Source organism: Lamprobacter sp. (assembly GCF_034860625.1).
Classification (GTDB): Bacteria; Pseudomonadota; Gammaproteobacteria; order Chromatiales; family Chromatiaceae; genus Lamprobacter.
This window is the reverse complement of the sequence record NZ_JAYESN010000036.1, coordinates 1-15,698: the sequence shown is the minus strand read 5'-3', so window position 1 is coordinate 15,698 and position 15,698 is coordinate 1. Positions and strand designations below refer to the sequence as shown.

General features: G+C 57.7%; 12 protein-coding genes. All 12 read left to right on the top strand.

The features are described 5' to 3' along the window. Window positions 1–104: 104 nt before the first annotated feature. The 12 genes from tssA to VBE63_RS11375 all read left to right on the top strand — a co-directional run bounded on the left by tssA (window position 105) and on the right by VBE63_RS11375 (window position 15,503). Window positions 105–1,169: a type VI secretion system protein TssA gene (gene tssA, locus VBE63_RS11430; RefSeq protein ID WP_323683152.1), complete on the top strand. Its 1,065-nt coding sequence runs from the start codon at window positions 105–107 to the stop codon at window positions 1,167–1,169. A gap of 56 nt (window positions 1,170–1,225) precedes the next feature. After that, a complete protein-coding gene (tssB, locus tag VBE63_RS11425; RefSeq protein ID WP_323683151.1) occupies window positions 1,226–1,741 on the top strand; it encodes a type VI secretion system contractile sheath small subunit in 516 nt (171 codons plus the stop codon). A 54-nt stretch (window positions 1,742–1,795) separates the two neighbouring features. Further along, complete coding sequence (gene tssC / locus VBE63_RS11420; RefSeq protein ID WP_323683150.1) at window positions 1,796–3,292, top strand: type VI secretion system contractile sheath large subunit; 1,497 nt, start codon at window positions 1,796–1,798, stop codon at window positions 3,290–3,292. 116 nt (window positions 3,293–3,408) lie between these two features. Further along, entirely contained in the window at window positions 3,409–3,888 is a 480-nt protein-coding gene (locus VBE63_RS11415; protein WP_323683149.1) for a type VI secretion system tube protein Hcp, read from the top strand. A gap of 288 nt (window positions 3,889–4,176) precedes the next feature. Beyond that, complete coding sequence (locus VBE63_RS11410) at window positions 4,177–4,788, top strand: type VI secretion system accessory protein TagJ (protein ID WP_323683148.1); 612 nt, start codon at window positions 4,177–4,179, stop codon at window positions 4,786–4,788. 16 nt (window positions 4,789–4,804) lie between these two features. After that, window positions 4,805–5,314, top strand: coding sequence for a type VI secretion system baseplate subunit TssE (tssE, locus tag VBE63_RS11405; RefSeq protein WP_323683147.1), 510 nt, complete (start codon window positions 4,805–4,807; stop codon window positions 5,312–5,314). Beyond that, entirely contained in the window at window positions 5,314–7,200 is a 1,887-nt protein-coding gene (tssF, locus tag VBE63_RS11400) for a type VI secretion system baseplate subunit TssF (RefSeq protein WP_323683146.1), read from the top strand. Before tssE ends, tssF begins: the two co-directional genes overlap by 1 nt. Further along, on the top strand, window positions 7,164–8,180 hold the full coding sequence (gene tssG, locus VBE63_RS11395) for a type VI secretion system baseplate subunit TssG (protein WP_323683145.1): 1,017 nt from the start codon (window positions 7,164–7,166) through the stop codon (window positions 8,178–8,180). Before tssF ends, tssG begins: the two co-directional genes overlap by 37 nt. 91 nt (window positions 8,181–8,271) lie before the next feature. Continuing rightward, window positions 8,272–10,992 carry a type VI secretion system ATPase TssH gene (gene tssH, locus VBE63_RS11390; RefSeq protein ID WP_323683144.1) on the top strand — a complete coding sequence of 907 codons (2,721 nt, stop codon included), beginning with the start codon at window positions 8,272–8,274 and terminating at the stop codon, window positions 10,990–10,992. Between the two features lie 33 nt (window positions 10,993–11,025). Next, entirely contained in the window at window positions 11,026–11,784 is a 759-nt protein-coding gene (locus tag VBE63_RS11385; RefSeq protein WP_323683143.1) for a hypothetical protein, read from the top strand. Beyond that, entirely contained in the window at window positions 11,774–13,330 is a 1,557-nt protein-coding gene (locus VBE63_RS11380; RefSeq protein WP_323683142.1) for a tetratricopeptide repeat protein, read from the top strand. Before VBE63_RS11385 ends, VBE63_RS11380 begins: the two co-directional genes overlap by 11 nt. Before the next feature lie 7 nt (window positions 13,331–13,337). Continuing rightward, a complete protein-coding gene (locus tag VBE63_RS11375) occupies window positions 13,338–15,503 on the top strand; it encodes a type VI secretion system Vgr family protein (protein WP_323683141.1) in 2,166 nt (721 codons plus the stop codon). The last annotated feature ends 195 nt before the right edge of the window (window positions 15,504–15,698 follow it).

The window sequence follows — 15,698 nt, the reverse complement described above, 5'->3', positions numbered from 1 at the left end:
GGGGGATTGGTTGCGGATCTACTGTTGGAATTGCTAGACGATCAAGCTAAGATGGAATCGGATATCTACTTTACCCCAAGATACTTGCTAGCGAAGGAAGCTTAATGAGCAATCTTCCTCTCTCGGCGCTTCTTACCCCTGTTTCAGCCGATGCACCGGCCGGCGAGGATCTGGAATACGACCCGCAGTTCGTGGCCCTCGAAGAGGCGATGCGCAGCGAGCCGGAGCAGCAATTCGGCGAGACCATCGTCGCTGCGACTGAGGAGGACTGGCAGAGCGTCAAAAAACTCGCCCTGGAGCTGCTGCCGCGGTCGAAGGATCTGCGCGTGGTGGTCTATCTGGTGCAGGCATTGACCCATCAAGAAGGGCTAGCCGGAATGCAACAGGGGCTGGCGCTGTTGCGGGCGATGCTGGAGCAGTTCTGGGACAGTCTCCATCCACAGCTCGATCCGGATGATGATCTCGATCCCACTGCGCGGGTGAATATCATCGCCTCGCTGTGCGATGCTACGCGCATGCTCCGGGCTGTGGAAACCGCACCCATGTTGCAAGTCCCTGGTCTAGGGAAGATCACCTTGCGTGATCTGCGCATCGCCCGCGGGGAGTTCGCACCCCCCGAAGACGAAGACGAGGTGTTCAAGCTCGATTCGATCGAAGCGGCCGCGCGTGACATGGACGCCGAGGCCCTGAACGCGGTCTCCGAGCAGGTCGCAACCGCACTGCAAGACATCACTGCGATCGAGCAAGGGTTGACCGAGAAGGTCGGGGTCGCTCAGGCCGTCAGTCTGGCGTCTCTCAGTGACATCCTTTCGGACATCGATCATTTTCTGCGCGCCCAACTCGCCGGGGGCGAGGCTGATCATGTCGACTCAGCCAATGCGTCATTCGATGATGTCTCGGGCGACGCGGCGCCGCAGGGGGCTTCGGCTAAACGGCTTAGCGGCGAAATTACCTCGACCGCCGATGTGACTACGGCGCTCGACAAGATTATCACCTATTATAAGCGTCACGAACCCTCCAGTCCGGTACCTTTGCTGCTCGAGCGCGCTAAGCGCCTCGTGTCCCAGGATTTCATGGAAATTCTGCGCGATATCGCTCCCGATGCACTGTCTCAGGCTGAAACCGTGACTGGCGCCAAGGCGCCGGACGCAGACGGCGAACACTATTGATAATCAATGGATGATCAACCGCTTCGTTGCTTCCACTCAGAATCAGGTAACTCAGCATGGCGAAAGCAAGCAGCCAGAAATTCATCGCTCGCAATCGTGCACCGCGCGTCCAGATCGAGTACGACGTCGAAATCTATGGATCGGAAAAGAAGGTCCAGCTTCCCTTCGTCATGGGGGTGATGTCGGATCTCTCCGGCAAGCCAACCGAGCCCTTGCCTCCGGTTGCCGACCGTAAATTTCTCGAGATCGATATCGATAACTTTGATGATCGACTCAAGGCGATGAAGCCAAGGGCGGCCTTCACGGTCCCGAATGTCTTGTCTGGCGAAGGTAACCTGTCGGTCGATATCACCTTCGAGGATATGGACGATTTTTCGCCCGCAGCCGTGGCCCAAAAGGTCGACGCGCTCCGCACCTTGCTCGATGCGCGTACCCAGCTCAGTAATCTGCTGACTTATATGGACGGCAAGACCGGGGCCGAGGAGCGCATCACCGAACTGCTCTCGGACCCGGCACTATTGCGCGCGCTTGCATCGGCTCCGAAACCTAAGGACGACAAGTCCGGCGAATAATGGTATCAGCAGTTCAAGTGTTTCACTAGCAAGTCGAAGCGGAGAGCCTAGAAGATGGCAGAAGCCGAACAACAATCCCAAGCAGAAGCTGTACAGGAAACCGCTGATCTCTCCGATTTCGGGGAGCTTCTGGCGCGCGACTTCAAGCCGAAAACCGATGAGGCGCGCGAGGCTGTACAGCAGGCTGTCAAAACCCTGGCCGAGCAGGCGCTGGAGAACACTAATCTCGTCTCGGATGATGCGCTCGATTCGATCGAGCGTTTGATTGCCGCTATCGATGCCAAACTGAGTGAGCAGTTAAACCTCATCATGCACCATGAGGATTTCCAGCAACTCGAGAGTGCCTGGCGCGGTTTACACTATCTGGTGACAAATACCGAAACCGACGAGATGCTCAAGATTCGAGTGATGAACATCTCGAAGAAGGATCTGCATAAGACCTTAAAGAAATATAAAGGTACGGCCTGGGATCAAAGCCCTGTCTTCAAGCAGATCTACGAACAGGAATATGGGCAGTTCGGTGGCGAGCCCTACGGCTGCCTGGTCGGTGATTACTTCTTTGATCATTCTCCACCAGATGTTGATCTGCTGCGTGGCATCGCCCAGATCAGCGCAGCATCGCATTGTCCGTTCATCGCCGGTGCTTCGCCGACAGTGATGCAGATGGAGAGTTGGCAGGAGCTGAGCAATCCACGTGATTTGACCAAGATCTTCACGACGGCGGAATATGCTTCCTGGCGTTCATTGCGCGAGTCCGAGGATTCTCGCTATCTCGGTCTGGCGATGCCTCGCTTTCTCGCTCGCCTGCCGTACGGGACCACGACCGATCCGGTGGAGGAATTCGATTTCGAGGAGGATACCGCCAGCGCCGACAGCAGTAAGTACGTTTGGGCAAATTCAGCCTATGCGATGGCGGTGAATATCAATCGCTCATTCAAGCTCTACGGCTGGTGCAGTCGTATTCGTGGCATCGAATCTGGTGGCGCGGTCGAGGAACTGCCGACCCATACCTTCCCAACCGATGATGGCGGCATGGATATGAAATGCCCGACCGAGATTGCCATCAGCGATCGGCGGGAAGGTGAGCTCGCAAAGAACGGCTTTATGCCGCTGGTGCATAAGAAAAACGCCGACTTCGCGGCATTCATTGGTGCGCAATCGCTGCAGAAACCAATCGAATACGAAGATCCGGATGCGACGGCGAATGCCAATCTTGCAGCGCGTCTGCCCTATCTGTTCGCCACCTGCCGTTTCGCGCATTACCTGAAATGTATCGTCCGGGACAAGATCGGTTCATTCAAGGAACGTGACGATATGCAACGCTGGCTCAGCGATTGGATCGTCCAATATGTGGATGGCGATCCTGAGCACTCGACGGAAGAGACGAAATCCAGAAAACCGCTTGCGGATGCGCAAGTCGAGGTCAAAGAGGTCGAGGGTAATCCCGGCTATTATACCTCGAAGTTTTTCCTGAGACCGCACTACCAGCTCGAGGGGTTGACAGTTTCGCTGCGATTGGTATCGAAGCTGCCTTCCGTCAAGGCTGCGTAGCGGTGTGATTTTCCGGATCAAACAGCGCAGTTTCCGAGGCCGTTGATTCCGGATGGGTTGCAACCCGTCAGGGTTGCATATGTTCAATGAGTTGCTAAATCGGCGAGGGCACGAAAATGGCTGTTGACTTCTTCTTGAAGCTTGGCGATATCAAGGGCGAATCCACCGACCATCAATACAAGGATTGGATCGAAGTACTTGCCTGGAGTTGGGGCATGTCCCAGTCAGGCACCATGCACACTGGTACCGGTGGTGGTACCGGCAAGGTCAATGTTCAGGACTTTAGCGTGACTAAATTTGTGGATAAATCCACACCGAACATCATGCAGAAGTGCTGCACCGGTAAGCACTATGATGAAATCACTTTCATTGCGCGCAAGGCCGGTGATAAACCGATCGATTATGTCAAATTGACGATGAAGGAAGTGATCGTCACCTCGGCGAACACCGGTGGCAGCGGCGGCGAGGAGCAAGTGACCGAGAATGTCACATTCAACTTCGCTCATTACAAGTACGAGTATACGCCACAAAGCGAGTCGGGCGCTAAGAGTGGCGCGATCACTCAAACCTTCGATATTCGGCGCAATACCGAATAACCTTGGCAGAGCCCTTCTATTCAGCGATTGGCCCTGCCGGCGACGCGCTGGTCGGGCCAACCTTATCGTCAGGCAACGACCGTTCGACGTTTCGAGGCTCCTATGGAATGGCTCGATAATCAGTCTCTTGCGGAGGTGTTGCAGTCAGCTCAGGGCGACGTCAAGCGCGCTCCGGCCGATCCCAAACCTCGCATCTTCCTTTTTCAATTACTCTGTGTACTTGGGAGTTGGGAACGTGCGCTGACACAGCTCCAGGTCATCGGGGAATTGGACGCTGCATCGCTGCCCATGGTCCACACCTACCGTGCAGCGATCACTGCCGAGGAGGTCCGGCGTGCGGTGTTCGCGGGCCGCATCCAGCCCCTGATTCTTGGGCGACCCGAGCGCTGGATCGCCCTGGCATTAGAGTCGCTGCGGCTCCAAGCCGAAGCACAATGGTCGCAGGCGCGTTCTCTGCGCGAGGAAGCATTTGAGCTCGCCCCGGCGAACCCTGGGCGGCTGCAAGCCGAGCACGATACCGACTTTGAATGGCTCGCCGATGCGGACCCTCGACTCGGTCCGATCACCGAGGCAGTGATTGATGGCAAGTATTATTGGGTGCCTTTTGCTCATATTGCTACTGTCACCATCGAGGCACCTGCTGATCTTCGCGATCTGGTCTGGACACCTGCCCACTTCCGTTGGCGCAATGAGGGGGAATCGTTCGGCCTTATACCGACGCGTTATCCAGGTTCGGAGTCGCATACGGACGATCGTATCAAGCGATCGGCACTGACCGACTGGTTGGCGATTGGGGAAGATGACTTCATTGGCAGTGGCCAACGGCTATTCGTGACGGAAGCGGATGAGATTTCAATACTCGATCTCCGTTCCGTTGACTTCACGCTAGAAACGCCTTGAAGAGTCACTTCTCCTCATGCCGGAATTATCCCTACAGGAGCGGTTGCAACCCTCACTTCTTGATCGCCTTGCGGACGACAATCCAGGGGAAAGGACGGAACCACCGTCGAACCGATTCCTGAGCGTGCAGCAGTTGCGACGCTTTGTGCAGCGCGATATCGGTTGGTTATTCAATGCCGCCGATCTGCAGACGATGGTCGAGGGGTATACCGAGGTTGAACGCTCGGTGCTCAACTTTGGGATTCCCGATCTGGCTGGTTTCACTGTGTCTTCGCTGGATGTGGGGGCGCTCGAAAACGCCATTCGAACGGCCCTAGAGCGCTATGAGCCGCGCCTGATCCGCCAGAGTATCCGGCTGCGCGCTGAGGTCGATCAAGACTCGATGAGTCATAATACGCTGATCTTACATATCGCCTGTGAGCTGTGGGCGACGCCCGTGCCGGTCGAGATGGTCCTGCGTACCGCGCTCGATTTCGAGAGCGGTAAGGTCTCGGTCACCGAGGTGGTAGGCCGGAGCAGTCTCTGATGGATGCGAGATTCCTTGATCTCTACAACCGCGAGCTGCGTTATATCAGGGAAATGAGCGGTGAATTCGCCGCGCAGTTTCCAAAGGTTGCGTCTCGCCTTGGCTTGGATAGCTTTGAGTGCGCCGATCCCTACGTCGAGCGGTTGCTTGAAGGGTTTGCTTTTCTTGCCGCCCGTGTCGGCTTGAAACTCGAGGCCGAGTTTCCCCAGTTCACACGCCATCTCATCGAGGTGGTCTATCCGCATTTCTTGGCACCCACTCCATCCATGGCCGTGGTCGAGTTCATCCCTGATGCCACCGAGGGCTCTCTGAGCGAAGGCTTTCAGGTGCCAAGCGGGACTCAACTTCGCAGCGTTCTCAGAAAAGGCGAAACCACACCTTGTACCTATACGACGGGGCATGACCTGACCCTCTGGCCATTGCAGGTCGAGCGCGCTGAGTACATCGGCTCAGCAAGTCTGCTGCCGGAGGTGACCGTTCCCGGACAAGGTGCACCGCGAGCCGGAGTTCGGCTGCGTTTATCGATGGCGGGCCATGGCAAGATCTCTGACCTTGCGCTCGATGAATTAGATGTGCATCTTGCGGGGCAGGATGCACTGCCAATGCGATTATACGAGTATCTAGCCGCGAGAACAGTCGGTGTTGCGGCGCGCCCAGCGACATCGACAAAGAAATCGGATTGGCTGGTGTCGGAACAGTCCAAACTGAAACCCCTCGGATTCTCGCCAACGCAAGCATTGTTACCGGTCGAGGCCCGCGCCTTTGATGGCTATCGGCTTCTGCACGAATATTTCTCCTTTCCACAGCGGTTCATGTTCCTGCGTGTGAGCGGGCTGAAGCGGCTCATCAGACGCACAACGGACAAAGCGATCGATCTCGTGTTTCTCTTCGACCGGGCCGATCCGGCGCTTGAGCAAGGCGTCTCCGGCTCGATGTTTCGCCTCAACGCGACTCCCCTGGTCAACCTGTTTCCGAAACGCATGGATCGCATTCACCTCAACAATGCGGACAGGGAATTCCATCTCGTGGCCGAGCGCACGCGACCGATGGACTTTGAGGTCTTCGCGGTCAATACCGTGAATGGCTATGGGCGCGCGAAGGATGCCGAGCGTGAATTCCTGCCTTTTTACTCGGCTAGGCATCGCACGTTTCATGCCCAACCTAATGCCTATTTCAGCCTGAGACGGGAGCAGCGTTTGCTGTCGTCGCGGCGCCAACAGCGTAATATCGGGCCGCGCTCAAGTTACATTGGTTCAGAAGCGTTCATCTCGCTGGTTGATCCCAATAGCGCTCCTTTTTCGTCGGATCTGAAGCAACTCGGCGTCGAAGCGCTCTGTACCAATCGGGATCTTCCTCTGTTGCTGTCGTTGGGCTCAGGCTCGACAGATTTTACCTGGGACTTTAGTGGTCCGGTAGAAGCCACACGCTGTATCGCCGGCCCAAGTCGACCGCGCCCTTCGCCATTGGCAGGAGAGCAGCATTGGCGGCTGATCAGCCATCTCTCGCTGAATTATCTGTCGCTGAACGATACTGAGGGCGGCTCTGGCACACAGGCATTCCAAGAATTACTCGGCCTCTATGCCTTCCTCAACGAAGCTCAGATCCGCAAGGAGATCGAGGGTATTCGTGATCTCCAGACCAAGCCGATCCATCGACGTGTCTCGCACCCTCAGGGCAGCACGTTCGTGCGTGGCTTGGAGGTCAGTCTCCTGTTCGATGAAACCTTGTTCGAGGGCACGGGTTGTTTCTTGCTTGGAACGGTCTTGGAACAGTTTTTGAGCCGTCATGTCGCGATCAATTCTTTTACCGAAACAGTGATCAAGACCATCGAGCGTGGTGAGATCATGCGGTGGCCAAGACGCGTTGGGCGTCGCCAGATCCTATGAATAAAGACGCGCCTGATACCTCGATCTACAGCCTGGATTTTTTTCAGGCATTGCGTTCAATCGAGTGTCAGCACCCCGATCATCCGCGCCTTGGAACCTCATGGACACCACGCAAGGAGCCGATTCGGATTGGTCAAGATTGTTCAATGGCCTTTAGGCCTTCCAGCATTACCTCGTTGAGCGAAGCCAGCGCTGATACACCAGCTCGGCTTGGCATCGCATTCCTCGGTCTTCTCGGCCCCAATGGCCCGCTTCCGTTGCATTTGACCGATCATGCGCTGGAGCGTCAACGGCGCTATAAGGACGAAACCTTTCTGCGCTTCTTGAATCTCTTCGAGCATCGCTTCCTGACCTTTTTCTATCGTGCATGGTCAGGCTCCCAGCCGGCGGTCAGCCATGATCGTCCCGAGGAAGACCGGTTTGGTGACTACGTTGCCTCCCTCATGGGGCTTGGCTTCAAGTCATTGCGCAATCGCGATGACATGCAGGACAGTGCGAAATTGCATTTCGCCGGTCTGATGCTTGATGGCTGCAAGCACCCCGAGGGTTTGGTCGCTATTCTCCAAGGTTATTTGGGTGTGACGGCGAGCGTGATCGAACTGGTCGGAGAATGGTTGCAGATCGCGATTGATGAACAGTGCCAACTCGGCGCCTCGGTCACAACCGGCCTGGTCGGTGAGAATGCCATGATCGGCTCCTCGGTATTCGAGTGTCAGCACAGGTTCCGTATTCAGCTTGGACCATTGAACATTAACCAATTCGAGGCTTTTTTGCCAGGTCAGCCGAGCATGGATGCCTTGCGCGCGGTCGTCAGAAATTATGTTGGCGATCAATATCGTTGGGATGTCCAGTTACTGCTCAAGAAGGATGAGATCCCACAAACTGTTCTTGGTGGACATCAGGCTCGGCTCGGCTGGACGACCTGGCTTGGGCACTGGATGCGGCAACAAGATGCCGATGATGTGATCCTCGATCCCTAAGCTGTCAGTGGATTTACACGCGGAATGATTCAGTTTCTACTTGAATTTACTTAATTGAATCGTTCAAAAATTTCTGTCGGGAGTATCGATCATGTCCGAAATCAGTCGGTCCGCACTGTTTTCAAAACTGAATTCTCTGGCTTTCAAGAGCATCGAAAGCGCAACTGCTTTCTGTAAGCTGCGTGGAAATCCTTATGTCGAGCTTGTGCATTGGTTTCACCAAATGTTGCAGATGCAAGACTCGGACCTGCATCGCATCATTACGGCCTATGAGATCAATCAGGCACACCTGGCCAAGGATCTGACCGCGGCCCTGGATCGCTTGCCGCGAGGTGCCACCTCGATCTCGGATCTGTCCTCGCATGTCGAGGAAGCGGTCGAGCGCGGTTGGGTCTATGCGACCCTGATGTTCAAGGACGCGCAGGTGCGCACAGGCTATTTGATCGTCGGCATCCTGAAGACGCCCGGCTTGCGCAATGCCTTGCCGGCGATGTCCCAGGAGTTCAACAAGGTCAAGTTGGATGATCTCTGCGAACGCTTTGCAACCCTGGTCGACGGCTCCCCGGAGGATCAGCTCGGCCCCAGCGATGGCTCGCGTTTGGCGAGTGCTCCCGGTGAGGCCAGTGGCGCGCTGGCAGCCGACCAGGGTGGCAAACAAGACGCGCTCGCGCGCTTTTCGATCGACCTGACCGAACGGGCGCGACAAGGCGAATTGGATCAGGTGGTGGGCCGGGATAACGAGATTCGGCAGCTGGTGGATATCCTGATGCGGCGCCGTCAGAACAATCCCATCCTGACTGGCGAGGCCGGTGTCGGAAAGACCGCGGTCGTCGAGGGGTTCGCGGCGCGCATCGCTCAGGGCGACGTGCCGCCCGCGCTCAAGGAGGTCTCGTTGCGCGTGTTGGATGTTGGCTTACTGCAAGCCGGGGCCAGCATGAAAGGCGAATTCGAGCAACGGCTGCGGCAGGTGATCGATGAGGTGCAGGCCTCACCCAAGCCCATCATCCTCTTCATCGACGAGGCGCATACGCTGATCGGCGCTGGTGGTTCTGCGGGCACCGGGGATGCCGCGAATCTGCTGAAACCAGCTTTGGCGCGCGGCACCTTGCGTACCATCGCCGCGACGACCTGGGCCGAGTACAAGAAATACATCGAAAAAGACCCAGCGCTGACGCGCCGTTTCCAGGTCATCAACATCGATGAGCCCGACGAGCCGAAGGCGATCCTGATGATGCGCGGCGTGGTCAGTGCGATGGAACAGCATCATCGTGTGCAGGTGCTCGATGAGGCCATCGCCGCTGCCGTGACGCTGTCGCATCGATATATCCCGGCACGCCAACTGCCCGACAAATCGGTGAGTCTGCTGGATACCGCCTGCGCTCGTGTCGCGGTCAGTCAACATGCAGTTCCAGCCGCCGTCGAGGATAAGCGGCGGGCTATCGAGGCCCTGCAAACCGAGCTTGCGATCATCCAACGCGAACAGGCGATCGGCATCGAGACGCGTGAGCGTGCCGCCGGGGTTGAAGCCTGCCTCGCCCATGAAGCCCAAGCGCTGGAAACGCTTGATGCACGCTGGCAGCAAGAACGCGATCTCGTGACCGCCATTCTCGAGCTGCGAGGAACGCTCAGGGAGGTTCATGGAGCGGTCGATACAGCACTTGCCAAGGCCACCGAGGACGCGACCGACAACGCATCCGCCTTGGACTCAGCGCAAGATACCGAGAATCCCGAGGCCCTGCTTGAGCGCTTGCGGACGCTACAAGAGCAGCTTCGCGCACTGCAAGGTGATCGTCCGCTGATCTTGCCGAGCGTCGATGGGAGCGCCATCGCATCGGTGGTTGCCGATTGGACCGGCATTCCGGTCGGACGCATGGTGAAGAATGAAGTCGCAGCGGTGATCAATCTCGTCCCGACCCTTGAGCAACGGGTGATCGGGCAGCGCCATGCATTGGAGATGATCACCCGCCGGGTGCAAACCTCGCGCGCCAATCTCGATAATCCGAACAAGCCCGTGGGCGTCTTCCTGCTCGCCGGCACCTCGGGCGTGGGCAAGACCGAAACCGGACTGGCCTTGGCCGAGGCGCTCTATGGCGGTGAGCAGAACATCATCTCCATCAATATGAGCGAGTTCCAAGAGGCGCATACCGTCTCGACCTTGAAGGGCGCACCGCCGGGCTATGTCGGCTATGGCGAAGGCGGCATCCTCACCGAGGCTGTGCGCCGGCGCCCCTATAGCGTGGTCTTGCTCGACGAAGTGGAGAAGGCGCACCCGGATGTCCACGAGATCTTCTTCCAGGTGTTCGATAAGGGCAGGATGGAAGACGCCGAAGGCCGATTGATCGATTTTCGCAACACGCTCATCCTGCTGACGACCAACGTCGGCACCGACCTGATCATGGGCATGTGCCGGGATCCGGAGCTGATGCCAGAGCCAGAGGGGATTGCACAAGCGCTGCGCGAGCCATTGTTGAAGGTGTTCCCCCCGGCCTTGCTTGGCCGCTTGGTGGTGATTCCCTATTATCCGCTCAGTGATGAGACGCTGACCGCGATCATTCGCCTGCAACTTGACCGCATCAGCACCCGGATTGCCACCAATCATGGCGTCGATTTCAACTATGACGAGACGGTTGTCGAACTCATCGCCGGACGTTGTCGCGAGGTTGATAGCGGCGCGCGCGTGGTCGATGCGATCCTCACCAACACCCTGTTGCCGCGCATCAGTCAGGAGTTCCTAAACCGGATGGCGCGCGATGAACCACTCGGTACGGTGCAGCTCTCGGTTGCCGAGGGAGAGTTCGCGTATCAGTTTTGAATGGCTTGACTTGGCCGACACTGGAGCAGGCATTTGACCCAACACCTCATCCAAGCCAACGAATCCCTCGCGGACCTGGCCAACAGCTATCAGCTCTCGGGTTGGCAAGGGCTCTACTTCGCGCCAGTGAACCATGCGTTTCGCCAGCAGTTTCCCGATCCCTGGCAGATCCCGCCGGGAGTGGAAATCAGTATTCCGACCTCCAGCGCCGAGCAGTTCGCTGCGCTCCAGTATCGGCGTGCAGATTTGCAGTCACGGGAAGCGGCCGTCAAGCGGCTTGCCGATGAGCAACGGCAGCGGCTTGTCGCACCATTCGGCACCACGGATAGCGCCGATCCCCAGACACTGATTGCCGGGCTCGCCGGGGACATCGTGCGCTCGAGTGCCCAGGCGATCAGTCTGCTCAAGGCGCCAGACTGGGTCAGCGCGCATCGAGATCTGGCCTTGCTCAACGACGTATTGCAGCGCTGGCGCACTCAAGGCCTAGAAGCGACCGGCTCGCTCCTATCATTGCTGACGCGCGCGGCGAGGGGGGTGCCCTGGTCGGTGCCCAGTGCGAGTGCGCAAGCCTGGTGCGATCCGAGTAGCGCGCAGTTCTGGGCCAAGGCCTTCCTTTCTCCGAACCTGGCATCGCTCCATGCTGACCCAGAAGCCCAACGCAGGTCGGTCAAAGTGATGCTTGGCGCTCAGCAAAGCGTCGTCGATCAACTCCTGCGCCATCTCCGGGCAATGCGCACCGAGGCGATCATGGAAACCAATCATCTGGCGCGAGTGATCGACGATGCCGAATGAGGACCACAGCGAACGGGTCACCCCGGACGAAGCGGTGCGGGTCGCACTCAGTTGGCAGCAGGCAGGTCGGCTGGCGGAGGCGGCCCTGCTCTACCAGCGCGTGCTTGAAGTCGAGCCGAGGCATCCAGGGGGGCTGCATTTCCTGGGGCTGTTGCGGCATCAACTCGGCGCGCCAGACGAGGGATTGGCCTATGTGCGCCAAGCCGTCGAGGTGGCTCCCGACTATGCCGAGGCGCAAAGCAATCTCGGTAACATGCTGTTCGAGCGCAATGAGCTGACCGCTGCCGAGGCCGCCTATCGACGTGCCTGCGCCCTTGATCCCTCGCTGAGCGATGCGGTCCAGAACCTGGGACTCTTGCTCGAACGACGCGGTGAGCAGGCCGAGGCCGAGGCCTGTTTCCGGAGCGCCATCGGCCAATCGCCCGATGATGCCCTCGCTCATAGTAATCTTGGGCATTTGCTCGCCGAACAGGGCCGTTACGACGAGGCTCAACAACTGCTGGAGCGGGCCATCGCGCTGAGCCCGACCTTGGCTGCCGCACATCGTAATCTTGCCGAGGTCTATCGTGCCCGCGATCGGCTGCCCGAGGCCACCGCCGCCTATCGGCGCGCCGTCGAGCTGGGCGCCGATGGGTACATCGGGCTGGCGACCGCGTTGCGTGATCAAGGCCTGGTGGACGAAGCCATTGCCGCCTATCGAAAAGTCCTGGAGATCGGCGGCCGCGACGCGCGCGTCTTCCATAGTCTCGGCAGTCTGCTCAGCGCCCAAGGCCGCAAGGCTGAGGCAGCGGCGGTCTTCGAGCAATGGTTGGCATGGCATCCCGAGCACCCTGTGGCGCGCCACATGCTGGAGGCCAATCGCGGTGACGCCACGCTGACGACCCCGTTGCGCGCCCCGGATGACTATGTCGAAGCCATCTTCGATGGGTTCGCCAGCAAGTTCGATGAACGGCTGGCATCCTTGGACTATCAGGCGCCACAGCGGGTTGCCGAGGCGCTCTTGGCCGATCTGGATGACCCCGAGCAACCGCTGCACATCCTCGATGCCGGCTGCGGAACCGGTCTTTGCGGTCCGTTGCTGCGCCCTCAGGCAACTATGCTGGAGGGTGTCGATCTCTCTGCCGCCATGCTCGAACTGGCCGCGCAGCGCGACTGTTACGATCGCCTCGTCAAGGCTGAACTGACCGAGATGCTGGAAGCGAACCCGATGCGTTACGACGCTATCGTCTCGGCCGACACGTTGGTGTACTTTGGTGATCTCGAACGCTTCATGCAGGCCTGTCGCAACGCCCTGCGCGAGGGTGGACGGCTCGTGGTGACGCTGGAGCGAGCACAGGAGGCGCCTGCATGCGGCTTCCAACTCAATGGGCACGGGCGCTATTCGCATAGCCAAACGTATCTGGAGCAGGTCGTTGAGACGGCGGGACTGTGCCTGATCGAGGTGCAAGAGGTGGTCTTACGCCTCGAGATGGCCAAACCGGTCGCCGGGCTCTTGCTCGTGGCGCGGGCATCATCAGACCACGCATCGCAGTGCGGCGAGGATTGACACCAAGATGGCTGAGATACGCAAATCCCCGGCAACGCAGCAATTTCGATCGATCGCCGTCAATACGACGCTCGGTGAAGATGTCCTTTTGCTACAGCGTTTTGTCGGGCAAGAGTCGCTGGGTCGCCTGTTCGAGTTTCAGCTCGATGTGCTCAGCCTTGATGCCAATATCGAACTCGATAGCCTACTGGGCACGAATGTCACGGTAAGATACGAGCAGCCAAAAGGCGGTACACGTTATTTCAACGGTTTCGTCAGTGAGTTTCGCTATGTGGGCGAGCGCGGTAATTATGCTGCCTACGAGATGGTGCTGCGCCCCTGGCTCTGGTTTCTGACCCGCACCGCCGATTGCCGGATTTTTCAGCAAAAAACGGTTCCTGACATCATTCAGGATCTGTTCCGGGAGCATGGCTTCACCGACTACGAGGATCGCTTGTCGGAGGATTATGTCGAATGGGAATATTGCGTGCAGTATCGCGAAACCGATTTCAATTTTGTCAGCCGCCTCATGGAGCAAGAGGGCATCTATTACTTCGTCAAACATGAGAACGGCCGGCATCTCCTCATCTTAGCCGACGGCTATGGAGCACATGACAGCTATCCGAATTACGATGAGATTCGCTGCAGTCCATCCGATCGCGCGATCCATACTGAACATATCAGCCAGCTCGATGTCCGCAAGCAGGTGCTGCCAGGCATCGTCGCACTGAACGACTTTAACTTTGAGAAACCGAAAGCAGATTTGAAGGCGAAGGGACCGAAGCCACGCTCCCATTCAAAGTCCGATTTTGAGATCTATGATTATCCTGGCGAATACGTCGAACAAGGTGATGGCGACACCTATGCGCGTAAACGCATCGAGGAGTTGCACGCCGAATATGAAGTCTCCTCGGGACGAGGAAATGCCGCTGGACTCGCGGTTGGTTATTTGTTCCAGTTGACCGACCATCCGCGCCGGCCTCAAAATCGCGAACATCTGCTGACCGATGCCACTTATGAGATGTGGTCGGAAGAGTTCGAGACTGGAGCCGGCGGTGTAGGTGCGGGTGAGCAGCAGTTCCTGGTCAGTTTTTCAAGCATCAATGCTCAGGAAGCATTCCGGTCAGCGCGGATCTCGCCGAAGCCGATCATCAGTGGGCCGCAAACCGCGACGGTGGTTGGCAAGTCTGGCGAGGAGATTTGGACCGATGAATATGGGCGCGTCAAGGTCCAATTCCATTGGGATCGGTACGGCAAAAAGGACGAGAACAGCTCCTGTTGGATTCGCGTCGCCCAGGCCTGGGCGGGTAAGCAATGGGGAGCGATCTATCTTCCGCGCATCGGCCAAGAGGTGATCGTCGAGTTCCTGGAGGGTGATCCGGATCGTCCGATCATCACCGGCCGGGTCTACAATGCCGACGCGATGCCGCCCTATGAGCTGCCTGGTGAAAAGACCAAGTCGACGCTCAAAAGCAGCTCTAGCAAGGGCGGTGATGGCTTCAACGAGTTCCGGTTTGAGGACAAAAAGGGTGAGGAGCAGATCTTTATTCACGGCGAGCGAAATCAGGATGTTCGCATCAAGAACGATAGTTACGAGTGGATTGGTAACGACCGGCATCTGATCGTCAAAAAAGACCGCTTCGAAAAGATCGAGAAGAATGCCCATCTCAAGGTCGAGGAAGACCAACTCGAGCAGGTCGACGGCGACAAGCACCAAAAGGTTCAGGGCGACCATAATCAGAAAGTGCAGGGGACTCTATCCGTTGCGGTAGATCGCGATATTCAGGAAAAAGCCGGCATGAAGCACGCGCTGAATGCCGGCATGGAGATCCATCTCAAGGCAGGGATGAAGGTGGTGATCGAGGCTGGCGCCCAGCTCACGCTCAAGGTTGGCGGTAACTTCATCGATATCAGCCCGATGGGTCTGGTTTTGAAAGGTACGATGGTGAGAATCAACAGCGGTGGCTCCGCTGGAAGCGGTTCCGGTGCATCGCCCGATGCGCCTCAGTCACCAGAGGATGCAAAAGAAGCGGATAATGCCGAGGCGGGTGAGGTGACCGAGGTAAATGCTTCACCGATCGAACCGTCAGGGCGTTCGTTGGATTCGACGACGGTTGGGCAGTTTCAAAATCCGCAAGCGCAGGCATTGGCAGACGCTGGAAAGACAGGCAAGCCTTTCGTACAGCCATGTTAGCCATTTCGAGACCTATCTTGTGACTTTGCCTCCTGTTCGCACCACAGACACCTAATGGCGAAGTATCCATGCATGCGGAATCCATCAATCAGAACCGAGACAAGCTCCTTGCAGCCGCTGGTGAGGCTCATTTGTACGCGATCCTCGATGGGGCATCGGTACCCAACCTCTTGTCGACGCTGAACGAGCATGCGC